This window comes from Bradyrhizobium sp. CCBAU 53338 (genome assembly GCF_015291665.1).
Taxonomy (GTDB): domain Bacteria; phylum Pseudomonadota; class Alphaproteobacteria; order Rhizobiales; family Xanthobacteraceae; genus Bradyrhizobium.
The window spans coordinates 2,805,959-2,827,840 of record NZ_CP030048.1 but is presented as its reverse complement, the minus strand read 5'-3'; the positions used below and the strand labels follow the sequence as shown (position 1 = coordinate 2,827,840).

The window sequence follows — 21,882 nt, the reverse complement described above, 5'->3', positions numbered from 1 at the left end:
TCCAATCGTGGTCGAGCTTGCCGACGTCGTGATGGGTGGTGATCTCTCATTGCAATCCATCTTTGCCCTACTTGGCAAGCATCCTGCCGGTGTTTTCGAATTGCTCATGAGTTTTTGTCGGGCCGAAGCAGACACCAACTTGTCGGCCCCAAGGTCGACTTTGGACATCTCACTCCTTCCCTATAACAAAACTATGCTTGCCCAAATCCGGCAAGTCCTGTGCGCGGGCAGGCGTGTTTATCTGATCTCCGATGAGGATCGGTGGCACACGCAACGGATAGCAGATCATCTTGGACTGTTTGCTGGAGTTATCATCAACGATGATCGTGACGAACCGAACTCCAAGGCTACGCTGGAGATGCGACTTGCAAAAGCGTTCGGAGCTGGCGGCTTCGAACGCTTAACGCTTCCTATCACCGCATCGCGGAGTTGGGTAGATCTCCTCGAACGAATGCGCCTCTGGACCAGACTGTTCAGGGTGCACCAATGGTCAAAGAACGCGCTTGTATTCGTACCGCTGATAACCGCTCATCAGTTTGAGCTCCTCGCATTCGGCCACGCTGCCACAGCCTTCGTAGGGTTCTCTCTGGCAGCTTCTGGCATTTATATCGTGAACGATCTGGTGGATATCGATGCAGATCGGAACCATCCGCGAAAAAGGAGCCGACCGATAGCCGCCGGCTCGATACGTGCTTCGCACGGTCTCATTGCCGCGGTCGCCCTCGTTACGATTGCAATAATGGCGGCCAGCTCAGTGTCTCCGTTACTTACCGCAGTGCTAGGCTCCTATCTCTGTCTGACGATTGCATATTCTTTCGTACTGAAGCGGAAGATGCTGCTAGATGTCATTGCTCTCGCGGCGCTTTACACGATTCGGGTCGTAGGTGGCGCGGTCGCTATTTCAGTGCCTTCATCAGAATGGCTACTTGGCTTTTCGATGTTCGTCTTCATGGCGCTGGCCTTGATCAAGCGCTACGTGGAGCTGACGACAGGGCTCGACGCTGATTTGCCGGACCCAGCAAACAGGAATTACAAAAGGGGCGATTTAACCATTGTGGCTTCGCTTGCGGCGGCCGCGTCATTCAATGCGGTCACCGTATTTGCGCTCTACATTTCCTCTGAGACGGTTCATCGCTTGTATCGTCATCCGTACAATCTCTGGCTGATTTGTCCCATTCTCATGTACTGGTTGGGACGGGCATTGATGATGGCACATAGGCGAGAAATGGACGATGATCCGATTTTATTTGCTCTGAAGGACCGCAATAGTGTTTTTCTATTCGTTCTCGTCGGAGTTATCTTGTTGAGCGCGATCTGAAGGAAATTTCCGCCAGGCGCTTCGCCAAGCGCGATACGCCCCCCTTAGAGCCAGCCAGATTAATCTGGCCAAGAGGAAGCGCGAGCCTAATGTGCTAGACTAGTCGTCGCACCCTTCATATGGGGGAGGGCCTCAGGGCGACTCTTTCGCCGGCGTGGCGCTGCCGCCCTCGCTCCGCTGCTGCTGCCGCTGCTGGGCCTCCGGCGTCGCCCCGTAAGGCAGCGGCTTGGCATCGGGGTCGGCTCGGCCGCAGGAAAGACTGGTGCAGAAAAAGCCGACATAATCCTTCACCTCGGCGCGGTAGATCTTCACCAGCCCCTGGGTCTGGTCCACGATGACGTTGGCGCGGTGGACGACCTGACCGTCGGCGGCATAGGCCGTCATCATCACCCGACCGGCCTTCAGCCCCCGGATCGTGAAGACGCGGTCGGTTTCCGGAATGACCTGCGCGATGTCTTCGACCGAGAGGGAGAATTTGTTCACCGGCTGATCCAGCGTGAAGGTGCGGGCCTGCTCGGCCCGAAGCTCGATCGTCTCGGTCGCGACGATCTCCTGCATGTGCTGCGCGCTTGCGGTGCCGCCGACGAGGGTAAAGAGCGACATCAGCACGGCCGGCAAAATGATTGGCTTCATGAAAATTCCTCCCGGGAAACAGGAAGCTTAAAACCGCAAATGGCGCGCGGCCGGCGAAGATTAGCATAAATCCGCGGCCGACGTCTGTTTCGTGTTGATGCCGGGAGGCCGCGATCTTGCGTTTTCAGCAAGCTTGGGGGAAGCTGAATCGCCGGGGCGGCTGGGGACAGGCATGCGATTTTACTTCGGTTTATCCGTTTTTATGGTCTGCTGTTGGATGTCTGCCGGGGATGCGCACGCGCAGGCTCCGTACCTCATGGACGAGAGGCCCTGCCCCGACCGCGACCCCCGCATGCGGCAGCCACGCGACAACGAGTGGTGCGACTACGTCACCAAGATCAGGCGCTGCAACGGCGACCTGGCCGAGCGCCTGTTTCAGCAGAGCCGGGCCCCGGCGTATCTCATTTCCGAGCTCGGCACCGAGCATCCTCGCCGGCTGATCTGCCATCCGGACGAATGAGCCGGGCAGCCCGACAGCGCTTGCCTTATCCGCGCAGCAGTATTTTGACACCCGTACAAGGGGGAGATCGCGGATGCCGCCCAGGACCGGCGGCTCGCACCGCCGGCCTCAATGCGTCAGCTCGAACTTCCGCATCTCGTTGATCCGGGCCAGGCAGTATTCGCGGTAGAGGTCGTTCAGAAATGCCCACATGATAAATCCCCATCGCTCGAAACATCGACAGGCTGGTCTCGCAAGGTTTCAGGGCGATGTCGGCAATCCGGAATTCTGGTTTCCGGACGATTTCGTGGCGATGAATTTATGTCACCATTACTGCCGTTTACTGGTCCGTAATTCCGAGAAAGCGGAAACCAGGCTTAGGCAGGGCGCGACCGTCGTAATCGGACAGCGCCTTCGCGTGCTTGCGGGTCTGCCTGGCTTCGATGATCAGAAGACAGCGCCTGAGTTCCTCGCTGCAGCGCTTTGCCTGCGCCCGCATCTCGCGTCTATCGACGGCAGAGCTCGAGGACTGCGCGAGATCGCGCCATGCCGCTGCGAGCGACTTCCTGAGCAGCTCGACCGTGCGCTCCAGATCGTCCAACCGTTGCTCCGTCAATTGAACCACGGGCACAAGTCTTGGAAGGAACTAGGCCCGATTCGCCGGCTCCGAGGAAGCCCGTAGGGGTACGGCTCGCCGTGTCTCGGCCGATCAGCGGCCGCTCCCGGCCACCGAGCCGGTCGCCTCGGCCGCGTTGAAGTCCGGCAGGCAATCGCGGCAGATGACGAGTTTTTCGGCCAACTGCCTGTCCCGCTCTCCCTCGATTTCGTCGTGAACGGCCCACCACGCGCTGGAGTACGGGCGCAGTGTCGTCAGCGCCCGTTCCCGTTCGCCGATGCGGTCCACCGGCGTCGGGGAGGCAGCCATCGCACGGCGCGCTGCAGGCCTGGCCTGGTTCGGATTTCGCCCAAGTCCATCCCACGAAACCGACCTCGTCGAGCCTGCGCGGACCGGTTCGAACGTCGCGCAGCCCGCGCCCCAGATCGACAGCACCAACGCGGCGGCATGCCGGACGCATTTCGCCGTCCACCGTCTGCGAAAACCCGTGGGCATGATGGCGGGTCCTCTGCTCGTTAGCGGAATTTACGTCCGTTGATCACAACGCCGGCCGAGCCGAGAACAACCAGGACGCAGCCTGCGATGATGAGCCAATGTGGGGGCTGGAGCCCGCGCAGGATGTCGATCATGACCCGATACCGGTTCGTCCGCGCCAACGGCCAATCTGACGCCGGGACCATCCGACGCCGGGACCAAGGCTGAGCGCTTATGGTTAAAACGCAGTAAATGCGATTAATGCCGCCGGTAAAGGCATCGCTGCCGGCCCGCTCATGAAGCGGCAAGCCTTGTCCAAACTGCATGGACAATCATGAAAAAGGACAAGGCCCCCAGAAGCCAGGCGATCCCACTGCCCGTCTGGTGCTCTTCGAATTCGAGATTCGGATCGCTCTCACGGCCGAACGGGACCTCCGGAGCTGGCCTTTGCGAGCGACGGATGCCTGCGGCGGCACGTTGCAGAAGTCGACGGACGATCGTCTCCCTCCGGTCGATGCTGTCGCCTCCGTCCGGATCGGCCGGCATCGTCAACCTTGTCCAGCCTTGCGAGGAGGCCGTCGTTGCATCGTCGACATGAGGCGCACGAGGCGGTTCACACGGCGAATGCTTTCGGTGAAGCGCACGGCGGGCGTACGGTGTCGGATATGGAAAACGAGCTTTCGAAGGCGAGCGAGCATGATGTCCTTCCCGTCGACCAGATACCGATCAGCGCTGCAGGCGCGGTGATCTGACATAGCGCGTCAGGACCGGCACGGGATGCGCATTGGCGAGGACCCGGACGCCGACGGCCTGCCGCTTGCCGGACCGCTGATCAGGAGCAAGATTGTAGGTCACCCGGGCACCGGCCTCGGGTGTGAGGCCGGGAGAACACGATTTGAGATGAAAGAAGATGTCAGTGCCGCCGGAATCCGGCCTGATGAAACCGAACGCCCTGTCGCCATGATACGTCTTGATTGTACCTTCCAGCATCTTGCAACCTTTCAGTTCGATGGGCGCATGGTTCGGACGTTCCTAAGCGTCGAACGCACCCGATTTCCTCACCTGCTCGATATTCGAATCAACCGACACCAGGAAAACGAACGCGACATTTGAGACCTGCAGGAAGCGCATAATTGGGGTTCGGCAATTCAAGGCGAACACCGATCGTCCCGCTCGCCGCGTCGAAGACTTGATCGACCACCGTCACGCGTGCGGTGTATCGGCCTCCTACCGGCGCCTCCGGAAGCACCTCCGCCGAGGCTCCCACATGGATCTTCCCGAACTGGCTGAGCGGAACAAAAACTTCGACCAACAGCGGATCGATTTGCGAAATCGTCAGGAGATGGGCCTGATCGAACGCATATTCGCCAGGCCCCAGCTTGCGCTCGACGACCACGCCGTCGATGGGGCTGCGGATGGTACGCAGTTTGAGGACTTCGTTGGCGCGGGCCAATTCCAGCCCGGCGAGCGCGAAGTTGACCTTTGCTTCCTCGACATCCTGTTCGGCAACGCGCGCACTCGTCTCAGCCTCGTCGGCAACCGCGACCGAGACCGCATCGTTCTTGCGCAATAACTTGGATCGCTCGTCCTTGCGCCGCTGGAATTCAAGCTTGGCGATACTCGAGCGAACCGTCGCGTCGTTCTCGGCACGAGCCTTCGCCAGCAACACCGCCGCCTGTTCGACCCCCGATTCGAGGCGAGCAACGACATCTCCCTTCTTGATGACGTCACCGCGATCGACCAGCACCTCGTTCAGGAGACCCGGCACGGATGTTCCAAGCTTGAGGACCATTTTCGGCTGTATCAGGCAATCGAACTGCCCCTCCGGCCTTCGCTCCTGCGCGTCGACGTGTCCTGCTCCCGCGGAGAAAAAGACGACCAAAATGGCGGAGATCCTCCACAAGATGCCGAATACGGCCGGACGCTTGGCTTCGTCGCCGGCGAGATTGAAATCCGAAAGCCGCGTCCGCAAATCGGGCACGCGTTCAAGTGCTCGAATTCGTTTCATTCGCCTCTCCCCGAAAACGCAAGCACCCGGTCGAGCCGGCGGTCCAGCTTCACGTTCTGAACGCGCACATAGCCATGTCGTCGTTCCGCCTGGAATTGAGCCAGCCAGCGCAAAGACTGGTAGACCCGCAGCGGAACAGGAATGCGCGTGCTGACAAGTCGCGCAATCAGGCGCGTCATCGATCCTGCATGGATCATGAACACGTCGTCCTGAAGCGAAACTATCGCCTCACAACTGCCGGGATCGCCCTGCCGCGCGCAACGGCCGAACAGTTGGCGATCGACCCGCCGGGAATCGTGGTATTCGGTCAGGATGACATGCAGGCCGCCCCGCGCGGCAACGCCCGGGTCGAGCCGGATATCGGTGCCGCGACCCGCCATGTTCGTCGCCACCGTGACCCGCGCGGGCTCGCCAGCCCTTGCGACGACTTCAGCCTCATCCTGGTCCTGCTTCGCATTCAACAGCGCATGTTCAATGCCACGCGCATTCAAGGCGGCGCTGATCTCCTCGGACGCCCCTACCGAGCGCGTGCCGATCAACACCGCCCTGCCCTCGGCCACGGCCAACCGCTCCACCCGGTCGGCAATGATCCGCAGCTTCTCGGCCGGGGTCGTGCATACCAGAGGGCGATCCACCCGGCGCTGCGAAGGCCGGTTCAGCGGGATACGAACGACATCGAGGCCGTACACGGACTTGATCTCCCGCGCGACCTCACGGGCCGTACCCGTCATTCCGGACAGGCGAATGTAACGACGAAACAGCCGCTGATAGGTGATGCGGGCGAGGGTCTCGCGCCGATCCGTGAGTTCGCAATCTTCCTTGATCTCGATGAGTTGATGAAGGCCGCGTTCCCAGGAGCGGTCGGGCATCACGCGTCCCGTCGACTCGTCCACGATTTGCACCTTGCCGTCCATGACGACATAGTGCTGATCGCGGTTGAACAGCATCATTGCCGAGAGAGCCTGGGTCACAAGCTCCTCGCGAGCCCGAACCGAACTCCAAACACCATGCAGCTCCTCGGCGAGCCTGCCGATCTCTCGGCAGCCTTCCTTGGTCAGCGCGAGACTTCGCTCTGCGAGATCTATCTCGTAGTGCTCTCCCGCAACGAGAGAGCGCGCGAACTGAAGACCTTGCTCGCATTGCAGCCTTTCCTCGGCGGCTCCCGTCGACGACGACAGAATGAGGGGCGTGCGCGCTTCGTCGATGAATACGCTGTCTGCTTCATCGACGATGCCGAAATAGAGCCCGCGCAACACGAGATCCTCGTTCCGTCTGAAATTGCCGCGCAGACGATCGAGCGATAGGTGCAAACTGCTGCTACGATGCGCCAGCGCGACACGGTCGCGCAAGTAGTCGAACGCGAGCTCCTTGTTGGTGCAGTATGTCACCGCGCTCGCATAGGCGCGACGCCGCTCGGATTTCGGCATGCCCTGTACCACGGCCCCGACACTCAGGCCGAGGAACTCGTAAAGCGGCCTCATCTCGTCTGCGTCGCGATGGGCAAGATAATCGTTGACTGTAATGAGATGCACGGGATACCCGGCAAGCGCCACCGTGGCCGCAGGCAGCGTGGCAGCAATGGTCTTGCCTTCACCGGTCGCCATCTCCACCAGCCTGCCCTTCAGCAGCCCGAATCCCGCAATCAGCTGGACGTCATAATGCCGCTGACCGATGGTCCGCGACGCTGCCTCCCGCACCAGTGCAAAGCATCGGCCGACGAGAGGCGGCGTAAACCCCGAATTCCGCAGTTGCGCGCGGATACCCGACACCTGGAGACGCAATTTTTCGTCGCTCATGATCCGCAGGGTATTCTCATGCGCCGCGGCATGCTCGACGATAGGCATCAACGTGCGAACCGGATCGCGGATCCGGTCGAAGGCGCGTTGAAACAGTCCTTTCGCCAGATATTCGGCCACTCGATCGTGAACCGCCGGCTCGCGGTCCGCGCGCTCCGGATAGGGACGGCCAACCGCCAGGTCGCGGTGATCGAGATCCATCACGCTCTTAGACATGGAAGTTCGTCAACAATAGCAGCCTGACGCTGCGATACCATTGTACTGCCAGCGGCTCCCTTCGATGTTCGAACCGAACGAAGACATGCTGGCCGAAGTGGTCCACCGCCTCCAGGCCTTCAAGCTCGATGTCGAATTGAAAGGTCCGCTGCAGCGTCTTTGGCCCCTTCGCATCGCGCGGATCGGTCGCAATATCCCCGCCTCCCTCGACACTCAGCGCCGCGCTGGGGAGATATTCGCCGGCGGCCGGCACCGCCCGCAATACGCGCCCCTTCAGGATCAGCCGCGGCTGGTCCACCGGACGGACCTCAATGCGATCGGTCGTGAGGCGTACCCTGTCGACGGCCTCCTGAGGCACAACGACGCGTGCCAGCGGCGTCGTGTTGCCGACAACGTAGCCAAGCAGCTCACCCCGACGGTAGTAGCGGCCGGGAATATCGACCATCTGCGGTACGACAAACACGCCATCGCTGCGAGCACGCGCCACAAGGTCCGAAGCGCGATCGCGGGCGAGGCTCAGATTTGCGCGCTCGAGTTCAAGCTTGTCGCGGACAATCTGGGCCTTTGCCCGATCCGACACGAACTCCGCGGCATATTCGGCCTGAAGTTCCGTTACCTTGGCCTCGCTCCTGCGCAACTGCGCAACGAGTGTCGGCTCTCTACTCTCAACCAACGGGTCACCCAGAGCGACCTGCGTTCCCGGCGTAACCAGGAGTTCATGGACGAAGCCATTCGAAGCTGCACGCACCATTGCTTCTTCCGGCAGCCAAAGCACGCCCTCGACGTTGGAATGGTAGGGCATCGGAACGGTGAACAGAAAGACGGCCAGGCCGAGCACGAGTCCGGCCGTTACCGCAACAGAACGGGCGCGATGCTTGCGCAGGCGGGGGTTTTCGATCAGGTGCCGCACCGCCTTTACGATCGGAAGAATCGCCATCGCCGCGACCGCCCAGGCGGCAAGAATAACGCCGATGAAGAAGAATTGTCCCGCGATGAACAGCGCAATGAAGATCGTCACCATGATGCGGTAGGCGGTCGAAGCGAGGCCGTAGAACAAGAACCATGCCCGCTCCATGCCGGAAGCATCGGGACGCTCCAGGTCGGAGACCCCGAGCAGATACCGCTCCAACAAATAGCCCCAGTAACGCGCCGACCGCGCCGCCAGATTCGGAATCTCGATGAGATCCACCAGAATGTAATAGGCGTCGTAGCGCAGCAGCGGATTGCCGTTGAACAGAAGCGTCGAGACGCTCGCGATCAGCATGACATTGAAAAGGACTGCCCGCACCAGGCCCGGCTCGACCAGGAGCCACAGATAGAACGCGATCGACGCAACAAAGAGTTCGACACCCATGCCGCCCGCACCGACGAGAGCGCGCCGATACTTGGATCTGAAAACGGTGGCGGCCGACGCATCGACGTAGGGAACCGGCAGCAGTACCAACAGGATGATGCCGAGATCGTGGACCTCTCCGCCTCCGGCCTTGGTGGCGGAGGCATGTCCCAGCTCGTGCAACGCCTTGATCGCAGGAAAAACCAGATAGATGATGAACAGATTGTCGATCGCCAACACACGGTCACTGAAATTGTGGCTGAGCTCCGGCCAATGTGGCCAGACCAGAATGAAGGCCGGAAACACGACGGCCAGCCACGCGATGGCTCCCCATCCGCTCCAGATAAGCCGTACAAGACCCGCCCAGCGATTAAGCATCCGATCCGGGTCGAACAGCGGGATGCGGATCGCCATGGGATTGCCATAGGAACGCAAATGACGCGCCCTTTGCTCGCGCTCGCTGCGAGCAAACAGCTCGGCGACATCAGGGGTTACGTCGCTTTCCAGCAGGTCCGCGGCATGCAGCTGGCCGAGCAGCTGGATGAGGTCGTCCTGGCTGGGTGCATCTTCACCCAGATGACGGTTCGCAAGCTCCCACAACTGTTCGACGGAATGCGTTCCGTCCATGAGCGAGACGATCAGTCGGGCCGACGGGCTGAAGCGATGCACCCGCGACGAGGCGGGATCCTGCAACAGGTACCACACTTCACCGCGATAGATGTGCCGATGCAATCGGGCGTGCGCACGCAACTTCGGCTTTCGCGCTGCAACTCGATACCACCAATTGCTGAGCAACGGCGCGTTCACCTCGACCTCGCAATCAGAACAGCCATTTCCAAATCGACAGGCGAACCCAGTCCACGAAATTGTGAGTCCATATCCAGATCAGCTTGCGCTCGCCGACATCGACCTTTCCAACGCCCTCCATGCCGGGACGCACGCGTTCGGATGCATTCTGCAGCCGCGCCTCGACCCGGAAGTAGTTGCGGCCCTCCTGGGCGGTCGAGACCGGCGTCATCTGCTCGACGGAGAAGCCCATTCCTCGCTGCGGGATTCCCGAAAGCGTCAACTCGCCCTCTTGACCGAGCTTGATGTAGGAAATGTCTCGCTCCTCGACCTGCAGGATGACGCGATAGCTGTCCAGTGGCGCGACCGTAAAGAGCATCTTGCCCAGTTCGACCGGCGTCCCGAGGAGCTGGTGAAGGTCGCCCGCGACGACGATGCCGTCGAAAGGCGCAACCAGCGTGGCACGGGCGAGCTTGTCGGTGACGAGCGACAGCATGGCGTCGACCTGCTCGATCTGGGCCTGCAGGATCGTCATGGTCGCGCGTTCCTGTGCGGCCAGCGCCTGCCGATATTTGCGGTCGAGCTGCTCGCGCTCGGACGACAATCGCGTTTGTTCGAGCTTGAGCTCCCGGTCGTCGAGTTTGCACAACACCTGCCCCGCATGCACGGTGTCGCCTGCGCGGACGAAACTTTCTGCGATATACCCGTCGAACGGTGCCGCGGCGATCCGTTGTACCGCTCCTTCGATCACCGTCTTTGCCGCAACACGATACGTGCCCGTCGCAACACTGCAGAACAGGATGACGCCCACCAGCAAGAGACCGATGAGCTTGGCGCCGGGATGGCGCGGTCCGAACAAGAGCTCCAGGCCATGGTGCAGCGAGGTCGCGGCGTGTCGCACGACGCTGCGTTCGCTTTCGCGCTTGAGCTTCAGGATCGGACCAAGCAGTGCGCCGACCGTTTTGCAGAGCTCGATGGTCTCGATGTCGAACGGCTCGCCCGCGGTCCGTTCCAGGGTCAGCACGCCGGTTGCGTGCCCGCCATCTGCGAGCGGCACCGAGCAGACCGCGATATCCCTATACTCGCGTGCGAGATCGGCATGCGCGAGGGCCGCGCTCTCCACATCGTCGCGTGGAGGAAACACCAGCGCAACGTCGAGGTCGAGCACCTCGTCCATGGCGTTTCCGATGCGCCGGCCAAGATCCATTCTGGCGTCGAACGTCGCGGTATGCGAGATCGCCTTGACCTCGATACTGCCCGAACGCTCGAGCCCCACGCTCACACGATCACACGCCAGGCGCCCCGCAAGTTCGTTGGCGACAGCCAGGGCAGCGGCCGAGAAGTAGCGCTCCTGCATCGCAGTCGCCACGATATCCATGGCGAGCCCCATTCGCGCGAGCCGCGCGTCGCGCTCCTCGAGCGCCCCTTTGCGGAACTGGTCGATCAGCCAGGCGCTCGCCCAATGCAGCAACCGCAAAGCCCGTTGCAGCGCAGCTTCCGGGCCGGGCCCGATATCGAGCACCACGACCCCATGCAGGGTGCCGGACATCTCAATCGGATAGCCGATAAACGCATGATGCTCGCGCACAGCGCCCTGGCCCTCCGAGGGCAGCACGATTCCGCGACGCTCGGTCAGAGCCCGTTCGGCGGCCGGGCTGAGATATTGCATGTCCAGACCGGGGTGGGGCCACACCGCCGCGGGCACGTAGCTCCCATCCTTGTCGGGCCCCAGCAGCAGAAGCCCGCCGCCGACCCGCTCGACCTGCAGGCAAAGGATTGCGAGCCAGCTCGCGCAAAACTCGGAGCTGTCCTTGGCGGCCGAGAATTTGGCCCAGGCGATCGATTCGGCCCGCGCTGCGTCCTCGGTGAAGGAATAGATCGGGGACGCAGTGCTCATTGGCTACTCATCGCTCTCGGAGCTGTGCCCGCGACGCTGCAAGAGTGAACAGCATCGCGGCGCGCGCGACGGAGGCGGCGCTGAGGCCTCGCATTCACTCAGGGACACGGTGTGATCCGTTCTCTAGGCGGATGCTCTTGCCCCGTTCAGGCGATCGCCCGCTTCCGCGGTATCGCCAGGCCCGCTCGCCGGCGGAGCCGTCCCCTGCACGACAGCGAGGCGCGACGGAAGGGCCTGGAAGTTGCGCATCGACTGAAGGTGAAGATACAGCAGCTCGAGCTCGTCCGTCTTGGCAAGCTCGGCGAGTTTTTCGCCGGGCAGAGCCTTCAGTTTCTCCCGGTTCACCGCCATGAACCCCGCGAGCGACAGCTTTTCGCCCGAGGCGAGCTCCACCTGTGCCTGCATGGGCTCGAGCAGATCGAGCTCGCGGACCTTGCGACAGAAGGCCTGGGTGCGATTGAACTGGGCCTGATATTCCTGCAGGAAAGTCAGGATGTTCTGGACATATTGGGTGGGCTTGCTGTCGTCGTCGAACAGCTTTTGTCCCCGACCGTCGCGGTTAAAGCCCGAGTAAGCCTCGTCGATGCACAGGACGAACCTCTCGCCGTCCGAGCTGGTCGAGAAGACGAATGGATAGCGACGCAGGAAGGCCGGGACATACTTGGCGTCCCACTTTGAATCCTCCGACAGGAACAGGTTTTCGCTGTCTCGCACGCCGAGAATGACGGCCGGCATGACGTTATCCTTGGTGCCGGCAAACACGATCGCATATTCGGATGCCGCAGCAGGAAACTCGACCGCCATCAAAGGTACCGAATTGGTCTTGCTGCTGAAGCCGTAGTTCCTGGCCATCTCGACTGCGCAGCCACGGTGCCGCGCGGCGGACAACGGAATAACGGTTTCGTAAATCAACAATTGGGCGGTCATTACTAGGCTCCTTCCCTTGCAATTACGGGCTCAGGCATGGCCCGCATTATTAATCGACAATGGGCGTACGCGGAGACTCGCGTTCGGATTCCACTGGGTCTCGTTCTGGCCCACGTGGTTCAGGAAATCGTCGAGCCACTCCTGCGAACCGTTCGAAGGTCCCGAGGCGAGATGCTCGACGGCATCGAGATTATTCTGCCAGTTTATGCTCGTTGTTTCCTTCGCGCCATTGATATTACGCGAGGAGTGCTGCTGTGGTGAAGAGACGTCCTCTTGCGGGACTGTCGAACCCTTCGGAGCGCCACCCGTCAGGCTGGCAGACAGCGAGACAAAAGACTTGCCCGGATCGTCGGTCATGCCGGCGTCCTTGCGGACGCCGTTCTGCGACGTGCTTGCGATCGGGCTCAGGAGGATATTCGAGATCAGCGTAATACCGCTGGGCTCGTCCGCCTTGGCGACCGCGGGTAGCGGCGGCGCGATCGTGGTCGTTGCCTGCGCGAGCGGGATCAGCGTCATCTGCGGCACGGCCTGGGCGGCAACCACGCTCTGCAGCACCGCCGCGGAAGCCGGCGCCGGATGCCAGGCAGGCTCCGGCAACCGCCTCTCGCCGGCACCCAGGACCATGCCGGCCACGTCGTCGCCGGAGTCTTCCGGCATTCCCATCGCATTGCCCATCTCATGGACGAGCGTCGTGAGAAGGTCCATGCGTCCGGCAGCCGGGCTCGACGGTGCAGCTTCGGATACCTCGCTGGACAGCCTGATCGAGAACTCCCTGCTGTCGCCGGGCGTCGGGTCGACGAACCATCCCCAACCGGCAGCCTCGCCATCGAGAACGATCGTGGATCCCGTCGTCGCGCCCAACATCTGGTCGGGCAAGTCGGCGATCAGCACCGTGACCTGATCGAGGATCGACAGGCGCGGATCGGACGGCCCAAGCGCGGCGGTCCAGGCCTGTTTCGCAGTCGCAACGATGGCCGCCAGCTGGTCGGCTGTCACGACGGCGACGTCCGTCGCCGGAGGCGCCGCCAGAGCGGCCACCTGCGGCGTGCCGCCACCGGCATAGGCGATGTCGTCACCGCGGATCAGCACGTTGTCGAAGGACGCATTGCCGTTGCGGGCATAGAGCCCGAGACTGCCGTCGTGCACCAGGTAATTGTAGTTGAAGCTCAAGACACTCTTGCCGTTTAGCACGACGTTGACGTTGTTCACGACGCCCTCGGATAGGGCGACTAGCAGGTTGTAGTCGGTCCCGGCCGTGATGGTCGTGCTTGCAACGGCGTCGACGTACCAATTGCCGTTGCTGCGATGTCCAAGGACGACCTGGTTGGTCCCGGCGATGATGCCGGCATAGAGGAAGTCGTTGGTCGACGTGGTCGCGAAGGTGAGCCCTGCCGATGTGCCGGCCTTGCTCGCGTTCACTGTCGCCGAATATTCGACGTAGGACAGCGGCGCCACCGCCAGTTGCCTCGTTGACAGGGCGGCGTCGTTAGCCGGCGGAACCGCAAAGTAACGACCGCTGGTCCCGCTGGTGGTGGTCCATGTACCGGTCTGGGCCGCAAAGTTGTTTGCAACGCCGTCGGAGAAATCCTCCAGAACATTGTAGGTGAAGCTTATCGGCAACCTCTGCACGGTGTACGAGGTGTAGGCGGCAAGGGAGTTGTTGGTGCCGACGCCGACCATTCCCGTGTTCAGCGGAGCGTTGAACGCATAGGACACCTTCAGCGTGCTCGCTGCCTTGCCGCCGTTTGCACTGGTCACCGTCAGGGTTGCCGCGGTTCCGTTGACAGTGAGCAGCAGAGTGTTCTGCGAGTTCAGACCCAAGCCCGGTTTGCCGGCGGAGAGCGTTGCAAGGTCCGTCCAGCCGGCGTCGGAACGCTGACCGATCTTGATCACGTTGTTGGTGACGTCGAGACCCGCGTACTTGAAGTTGTTCGACCCCTGATAGTCGAAGATGATGAACCCATTCTGCAAGGTGCCGCCACTCGACACCTTCATGGTCGACTGAATTTCGAAGAAGTTGCCCGGCAACCACGCGTCGAGATCGAACAGGCTGATGTTGTCGCCGCTCACGTTCAACGTGCTGTTCTGGTAGGTGCTATTGGTTACGGACCAGCTGCCGCTGTCTGCGAACATACCGGTCACCGTATTGGGAGCGTAGCTTGCGCTGCGCAGCACGTCGCGCTGCGTGCCTGGGGTGTTACCGGCCTGCGGATCGGTCGGCGCACCGGTCTGAGCGTGCCAGGCGGTATCTTGCTGCAGCACCAGGCCGAGTTCGCCCGCCGGCTCTCCGTTGCGACCCGGATTGGGATCATTGTTCTTGGTCGGCACCGGCGGCGTCGCGCCGTTGTTCAGGTCGGAATAGCGCGTTGCGTCGACGCCGTCGCTCAGAGACTCCGCGTACAGGAAGTGGTGCAGGAACGGCTGCATCGTCCGACTTACCGTAGCCATGCCGAATTCGGAGAACGGCACGAGATAGCTGTTGTATTCGCCGACCCAGTCGATGAGCCGGTCACCGCCCGTGTTGGCGATCAGAACGTCCTTCCCTGCTCCGCCGTAGGCCCGATCTTCATAGGTCGGCGCGGTCTCCGGAACGTTGTTCAGCCCGCCCGCCGTCGTCAGATCGTCGTCGGCATTGAGGAGGTCGTTGCCCCAGCCACCATAGGTGTGATCGCGGCCCGTGCCACCGACGATCCAGTCGTTGCCGTTATCGCCGAAGATGTCATCGTTGCCGTCGTCATGAACGGCCGGGTACGTGACGGACTGGTTCTGGTTGCCCGGCGTGGTGCCACCCGGCCTCAGAACGCCTTCGGTCTGGTCGAAGTTCAGGAACCATTCGAGGCCGGTCCCCGTGCTGCTGGCAGTTCCATCCGTATTGAGGAGAATCTTCCGCATCGGATTGTTCTCGTCGTACAGCGCGAACTCGCCCGTACGATTCGCGATGTGCGGATGCGTGAACTTGCCGTCCGGATCCGTCGGATTGAAGCGAAGCGCGTCGCCCGGATTGAACGGATGGTAGTAGTCGGTCTCGGCGATGCCCGTCAGGTCGAGAGTCTTCGCGTTCTCCACCTGGGTGTAGGAGAGCTTCAGCGACTCGGCGCCCGAGATCGCATCGTCGCCGGAACCACCATGGATCCAGTCGCTGCCCAGGCCGCCGAAGATGATGTCGTCGTTGTGCGACTTTGTCTTGCCGTCGCTCGCGGCGCCATTGTTCTTCGTGCTGAGGACGGCGAAATCGTCCTTGGTTCCGTTGAAGGTCGGATCCGAGCTGAACGGCGTCAGGTCGACGGTCTTCTTCAGAGCGCCGCTCACATTGATCGTGTCGATCTGCATGTTGCCCGGCGTGTAGATGAACTCGTTCAGCGCGTTGCCGTTGCTGTACTTCGGATCGGGATCGCTTGGGAGCAGCGGCGCGATGCCGTTGAGCGGTTCGCCGGCGCTCACTGTGTACTTGGCGCTGGTCGGGTCGGCGCTCAGGCTGTTGCGGCTGGTATAGATCCGGCCGTCATCGCCGATGATGCCGTCATCGCCGGTGCCGCCGGAAATCCAGTCGTTGCCGTAGCCGCCGATGATGTCGTCGTTCTGGCCCTCGCCGTACAGCCAATCATTGCCGAGTTGGCCGTAGATGAAGTCGTCGCCGGATTCACCATGAATCTCGTCGGCGGCACCGATGTCATTCGGCGCGATTGCCGGGTTGGTGGGGTCGGCGCCGTTGAAGTCCGGGCCACCCGGAGTGTAGTCGAGCAGCCGCACGGCACGCACGACGATCTTGACGGTTTGGTCGTAAAGCGTCCCTTCCGCGGTGCTGGTCTCGTAGTTGAAGCGCAGGAAGCCGTTGAAGCTCTGCACCTGGGTCGCGATGGCGGTCGTGGTGAGATCGGCGTTCATCGTGAAGCTCGCGACGGTCCTCAGCCCGACCGGATCGGCGACGTTTCCTTTGACGCCTACCAGCCGGATGATGTCGCCGTTGTCGCCGACGATCGCGTCCGAATCGTTCGCATGACCATTTGCGCTCGTCGTAATGTTGCCGTTCGAATCGATTGCCGCATCGCCAATGGCATTGCGCGCGACGGCAACGCCGGAGCCGCCGAAGATCAGGTCCGAGCCGTCGGGACGCAGGCTCTGGGAAATATTGAATGTCGGATCCTTGAGGCTGAACATGTCGGAGTTGCCGCCGATCAGGTCATCCTGGTTCTGGTTGCCCAGCAGCAGATCGTTGCCGGCGTTGCCTTCGATGTAATCCTGGCCATCGGCCGCACCGTCGAGTGACGGGCGCAGCACCAGACTGTTGTCTGCGGCACGGAACGGATTACCGGCGATATTGGTCGCGGTCTGGTACACCCCGACGCGTCCACCGTACTTGTCGCCCGAGCTCACGATCATCGCGCCGACGCCGTTGTCGACCAGGATATGCGACACATAGTCGATCGATCCGTCGCCCTGGACGGTGTCATTGCCGGCCTGGCCGAAGATCATGTCGTCCTGCGGGCCGCCTGCAATGTAGTCATCGCCAAAGGACTTCTCGACCGTCGCCGATTTGGTCTGGTCGGGCAGCGTGTCGTACATGGTGACGAGGTAGTCGCCCCACGCCCCGTGCCCGCGCGGATCGGCCTGCGGAATGCCGTTAGCGTAGTCCAATCCGGCCGCCAGCGTGTCCGTGCTGAGGGCTGTGCTGTAGATCTTCGTTCCGGACAGGGTCTCGAAGCGGAGATTCGCGTAGTTACCGAAATGACCGGTACGGTCGAGCGTGACGTTGTCGCCGAAGATCAGGTCGCGATCGGTGCCGCCATCGAGCGCATCGCTGCCCGGGCCGCCGATCAGAACGTCTTCGCCGCCGTTGCCGTAAACGATGTCGTTCTTGCCGTTCTGCCGCGACGCACTCGTGATCGCGATATCACGCAGCGTCGTCTCGATGCGCTGCGGCTTCAGGTCCACCGGCTTGGTGGTATCGCGCGCGCCGGAAACGTCCTGACGCACGTCGCCCAGATCGGCGAAGATGATGTCGTTGTAGTCGCCGAACGCGTTGGTCGCACTCGAGCCCTGCGCATCACCATAGATCAGGTCGCTGCCGGCCAGGATCGGATCGACATTGACTGCCCCGGAGGTACCGGCCGCATTGGCCACCACCATGACGCGCCGGATCACATCGACGTTGATGCCGGAGTCGCCATAGATCTGGTCACCCCCGCGTCCGCCGATGATCGTGTCGTTGCCGGACCCGCCGGCCAGGAAATCACTCGCCGCACTGCCGAGGATCGTGTCGTCGCCGCGGCCGCCATAGGCCGTGATACCCACGGTCGGCAGACGTCCGTCCGCGATCCCCGCGAACAGAGTGTGCGCGTCGATAGTATCGTTGCCGTCGAACTGGTATTGGGCGGCCAACGGGAAGACGAAGAAGTCCGCATTCTGGCCGAGGCGATTGCGTTCGACGATGGTGTTGGTCTGCGGAGCGCCACCATTGAGCAGGGCCAGCGCGCCGGGCCGCAGGTTTGCAAGATAAAGGGTGTCGCGGCTCACTGGACCACCGCTGATGACGACGGTTTGAGAGCCGCCCGGCGTCACGGCCTTGTCCACGGTCAGCGTAAGACCATCAAGCGAAACGGCCAGCACCTTGTAGACCTGGTCGTTGGTTTCCACCGTTGCGCCGTAGAGCGCGATCGAGATCGCCTTGTCCGGGCTCGCCGGATTCGTGAATCCGTCGGTGATCCAGCTGCCGCTCGAGCGCGTGATGAAGTTCTGCCCGCCTGAGCTGGAGAACGATACCTGGTACTGCGTTCCGATCTCGGCGATCGTGCCGACATCGATGCTGATACGCGCGGTCTCGAACGTGCCCGGCGCGGTCGGAATCAACTGCTGGACCGCAGCAAGAGTGAGCTCCGTCGCGGTGACGCCTGTGATGACGTAATTCGGGCCCCCACCGCCGTCATTGTAAGTGGTGCCGGAGATCGAGATGCTCTGCCCGATCGCAAACTTGTCGGCAACCCAGCTTCCACCGGCGTCGTTGCGGGTGATCGTGTCGCCGCCGCCGCTGCGGGCAAAAACCAGTGACGTGTAGTTCTTGCCGATTGCGATGAGGCCTTCGGGCACGAATCCCGGATCGTATTGGCCGGAGGCGAGCTTGATCGACGCGGTGTTCCACTCCTGGACCGCCTGGGTGGTCGAACCCGCCGCATAGCCGGGCAGCAGGTTGTTGACCACGAGGACATCGGTCGCCAAGGGGTGCGCCAGCGGGTCGGACGATTTGAAGCCGTACACGGTGCCGACCGAAACGCCATTGATCGTGACAAGGCCGTTGACCTTGAAGCCCGCCGTGACCCACGAGCTGCCATCCGCCCTGGTCAGGTTGCCGAACGTATCATCCGAGATCGACACCGTATTGAAGCCGGTGTACGGCGCGCTGATTTGTACCGTGCCGGCCGGCGCGGTGAGATTGTCGAATCCAACCAATGGAACCGACGGGCTCGACAATGTGAAGGTCACGTTGTCCATGTGCGGCTGCGGCTTATTGGCAAACTTGCCGAGCGACTGCTGCGTGGCGACGCCGTTGTACCAGACGCCATCCTGCGACGTATCGCCGTAGACAACGAGCGGCGCATCGACGTTGACCGTCATCGGCACGGCGGCCTGACGCGGCAGAACCGCGCCGCTCACCAGCAGGGTCTTGTAAGGCGCGGTGGGGAGGCCGGTGATAGGATCGACCGGACCGACCGGATCCGCGAAACCGGTGACGATGAAGTTGCCATAGAGCGAGATCTTCGCCGATTCGCTCGCGCCGAAGTCCGCTGTCGGCACCACGGTGTTGGCCGCGGTCAGCGTCAGCGTGGTCGCCGTGACATTGGCAATCGTGAAGCTGCCGTTGTTGGTCAGGAAGTCGCCGCTATTGCTCGGGTCGGTGTTCTTGCTGGTCGTGTCTGTGATCACGATTGTCTGACCAGCCACAAACCCGTCGCTCACCCAGTTTCCGCTGCTGCGGGTGATCGTATCGCCCGAGTTGCTGCGCGCGAAAACAACCTGCGGGAAGTTGAATGTAGCGCTGATGGTCACCTGCTGGCCGACCGCAAAGGCGCTGTCGCCGCTGTTGGTGCCGTCCCAGGTATGGCCGTCATTGCGGGTCAGGCGATCCGTCGTACCCGCCGGATCACCCCCGACACCTCCGACGGGTGCCACAGGCGCCGTCACGTCGAAATTGCCGGTTACCACCTCGGTGCTGCCGTTGACATTGATGGTGTCGCCGCCAATGCGGACGATCGCGACCTTCTGCACCGCGGGCAGCGTCGTGAGATCGGCACCCTGCAGCGTCAGCGTCGTCGCGGTCGGGTCGCCGGAAACCAGCCAGTAGCCCGACTGACCGCCAATCGTCACGGCCTGTCCGGGCGCAAAGCCGTCGCTGATCCAGTTGCCGCCATCGCTGCGGGCGATCGTGGTCTTCGTGAGCGCAAACGGTGTTGCCGGGCTGGAGGAGACGATGTTGCGGCTGTTTACAGCCACCACGCCCGCCGTGGGCGATACTGCTGCAAGTGCCGCACCATCCAGGATGAGCACGCTACCGAACCCCGTGGTCGGCGTCGCGTTGTCGAAGCCGAGCACCGTGCGTGTGCCGAGGAGCCCGCCGATCGAAAACGCCACCTGCTGTCCGACCGCGAAGCCGAGGCTCGCCCAGGTCAAACCGTCGTCGCGCGTGATGCGGTTGAAGCCCGTAGCACCCGATACTTCGAGGGTTCCGGTCGTCTGATTGCCGAGCATCTGGCCGCTGACGACAGCAAGTTGATCGATGACCGAAATCGTGCCGAGTTGCTTGGTGCCGAGCGTCAGAGGCGCGACGCCGGCAGGCAGCAACGTCAAGGCGCTGCCGGGCTTGTGCGAGGCGTCCGGCTCGGCGGCCGGCGGATTGCCGATGGCAATGATCGTGTACGAGCCGACGACGCCGCCATCGTTGAGCAGCACTTGCTGCCCGACCGCAAAGCCGTCGATCGTCCAGTCCAGACCATCCGAGCGAACCAGCTGGTACGTGCCAGCTTGCGCGCCTGCATAGGTGCTGAACGAACCGCCGTTGTTGGCGATCAGCTGCAGCGGCGCGTTGCCGCCGCCGTGAATCGTGGTGAGCCCGCCATGCTCGGAGACGAGGCCGATGGTACCGTCGGCATTGTGGTCCGGGCCCGGAATGAGGGTGCTGTCGATGTCGAGCTTGTCGTTGCCCTGGCCGAGGAACAGGTTCACGACCTCGAGCGTCGAATGGCTGCCGTCGGTCAGGAATATATGCTTGCTCGGATCGCCAGGGAACTGCGGATCCTGCGCCAGCACGATCGAGCCGTAGCTGATGCCGCCCGGATATACGCCGCTCTCGCCGAACGGATGTGCTCCACCGAGTATGGCTGTGAAGTCGAGGCCCGCCTTGTTCATGTTGAGGCCGGTGAGCGACGTCGACGTCAGCTTGCCGGTGGCGGCTCCCTGGGTGCCGTCACTATAGACATTGAGCACGTCGATCGACTGCGTCTCCGGCGGCTGCGGCGGAATGTTGAAGAACGGGCCATTGGCCTCGCCGGGCAGCAATACGGCCTGCACCAGCGAGCGGTCGGCGCTGGTCGTGCCGCCCTCGACCGCGAGCGGGCCTCTGATGCCGCTCAACGTGTGGGCCGATTTCGGGAAGGCTCGCAGGTTCTCGTGGCCGGGCTGGATGTCGAAATACGGATCCGCCTGCACCTTGATCGTCGCCTGCGTGTACCAGGCATAGGTTCCGCCGGTCGGGTCGAATTCGACCCGTGCGGCCATCTGCACCATATTGACGTTGATCGCCATGCCTGGCGTCAGCAGGGACGCTAGAGACGGACGGCCGCTATAGGGGACGGTGCCATTCAGCCCGTTGCTCGCCGGATGATCGGTGAGCACCATCTTGTCGAGCTTGCCGGCATCGGTACCGGTGATCAGGTCGATCTTCACCAGCACCGCGCCGCCGCCGCCCAGAGGCGTGATCTGTACCAGCTGGCCTTCGAAGAAGCCGCTGTCGAGCCAGCTCGAGCCGTCGGTACGAACCAGCGTATCGAGCATCTTGCTGATGCTGGCGCCCTTGAGGTCACCGGCCATCCCGCTCAGCCCGGTCGTGGCCGTCAGCGTCAGTTGCGTGTCGGTCACGCCGCCTGCGGCGATGGTGAAATCGCCCACGCTCGTGCCGTCATTGCGCTGCAGGCGGATGATTTCGCCCGCCGCAAAGTTGTCGTTGATGAAGCTTCCGATGCCGGAGCGCGTGATCACCGCCCCATTCACCTGGACGTTGCCGGTGAACATCAGGAACGCCTCGTCCGCCGCGGTGTACTTGACGTTACCGTTGTTGTAGACGCCGTTCGACTTGACAGTGGTGATGGTGATGGTCTGGCTCGCCGTGGTGTTGAACGTCCCCGACACGCTCGGCAAGGTCGCGCCACCGGCGTTGGTCAGCTTGATGAAT

Annotated in this window: 13 protein-coding genes (1 of these 13 running past the window's edge); 2 read left to right on the top strand and 11 right to left on the bottom strand. The window is 62.3% G+C overall.

Annotation, left to right across the window (positions count from 1 at the left end):
* Positions 1-7 precede the first annotated feature (7 nt).
* Positions 8-1,318, top strand: a complete 1,311-nt coding sequence (locus tag XH90_RS13020; protein WP_246755788.1) for a UbiA family prenyltransferase — start codon at positions 8-10, stop codon at positions 1,316-1,318.
* A 132-nt stretch (positions 1,319-1,450) separates the two neighbouring features.
* Here XH90_RS13020 and XH90_RS13015 read toward each other — a convergent pair whose 3' ends face one another.
* Positions 1,451-1,951, bottom strand: coding sequence for a pilus assembly protein N-terminal domain-containing protein (locus tag XH90_RS13015; RefSeq protein ID WP_194481858.1), 501 nt, complete (start codon positions 1,949-1,951; stop codon positions 1,451-1,453).
* 292 nt (positions 1,952-2,243) lie between these two features.
* Here XH90_RS13015 and XH90_RS13010 point away from each other — a divergent pair, with 292 nt between their 5' ends.
* Complete coding sequence (locus XH90_RS13010; protein ID WP_194481857.1) at positions 2,244-2,411, top strand: hypothetical protein; 168 nt, start codon at positions 2,244-2,246, stop codon at positions 2,409-2,411.
* A gap of 319 nt (positions 2,412-2,730) precedes the next feature.
* On the opposite strand, the gene XH90_RS13005 is transcribed toward XH90_RS13010, so the two are convergent.
* The 10 genes from XH90_RS13005 to XH90_RS12960 form a co-directional block, all read right to left on the bottom strand.
* The gene (locus XH90_RS13005; protein WP_194481856.1) at positions 2,731-2,991 is read right to left on the bottom strand and encodes a hypothetical protein; all 261 of its coding nucleotides are present in this window, start codon (positions 2,989-2,991) and stop codon (positions 2,731-2,733) included.
* A gap of 108 nt (positions 2,992-3,099) precedes the next feature.
* Positions 3,100-3,501 (bottom strand): hypothetical protein, encoded by a 402-nt coding sequence (locus tag XH90_RS13000; protein ID WP_246755787.1) that lies wholly within the window; start codon positions 3,499-3,501, stop codon positions 3,100-3,102.
* Positions 3,502-3,774: 273 nt separating this feature from the next.
* The gene (locus XH90_RS12995; protein WP_194481855.1) at positions 3,775-4,026 is read right to left on the bottom strand and encodes a hypothetical protein; all 252 of its coding nucleotides are present in this window, start codon (positions 4,024-4,026) and stop codon (positions 3,775-3,777) included.
* Between the two features lie 180 nt (positions 4,027-4,206).
* A complete protein-coding gene (locus tag XH90_RS12990) occupies positions 4,207-4,470 on the bottom strand; it encodes a cold-shock protein (RefSeq protein WP_194481854.1) in 264 nt (87 codons plus the stop codon).
* An 88-nt stretch (positions 4,471-4,558) separates the two neighbouring features.
* Positions 4,559-5,452 carry an efflux RND transporter periplasmic adaptor subunit gene (locus XH90_RS12985; RefSeq protein ID WP_210348725.1) on the bottom strand — a complete coding sequence of 298 codons (894 nt, stop codon included), beginning with the start codon at positions 5,450-5,452 and terminating at the stop codon, positions 4,559-4,561.
* A 32-nt stretch (positions 5,453-5,484) separates the two neighbouring features.
* A complete protein-coding gene (locus XH90_RS12980) occupies positions 5,485-7,500 on the bottom strand; it encodes a preprotein translocase subunit SecA (RefSeq protein ID WP_210348724.1) in 2,016 nt (671 codons plus the stop codon).
* Complete coding sequence (locus tag XH90_RS12975; protein WP_194481852.1) at positions 7,493-9,640, bottom strand: PqqD family peptide modification chaperone; 2,148 nt, start codon at positions 9,638-9,640, stop codon at positions 7,493-7,495. Before XH90_RS12975 ends, XH90_RS12980 begins: the two co-directional genes overlap by 8 nt.
* Before the next feature lie 13 nt (positions 9,641-9,653).
* Positions 9,654-11,516, bottom strand: a complete 1,863-nt coding sequence (locus tag XH90_RS12970; RefSeq protein WP_194481851.1) for an efflux RND transporter periplasmic adaptor subunit — start codon at positions 11,514-11,516, stop codon at positions 9,654-9,656.
* Between the two features lie 123 nt (positions 11,517-11,639).
* Positions 11,640-12,443, bottom strand: a complete 804-nt coding sequence (locus tag XH90_RS12965; protein ID WP_194481850.1) for a SapC family protein — start codon at positions 12,441-12,443, stop codon at positions 11,640-11,642.
* A 30-nt stretch (positions 12,444-12,473) separates the two neighbouring features.
* Positions 12,474-21,882, bottom strand: the 3' portion of a protein-coding gene (locus XH90_RS12960) for an LEPR-XLL domain-containing protein (RefSeq protein ID WP_194481849.1). Its footprint extends 19,073 nt past the window's final position; the window shows 9,409 of its 28,482 coding nt (coding positions 19,074-28,482); the start codon falls outside the window, past its right edge; it ends in the stop codon at positions 12,474-12,476.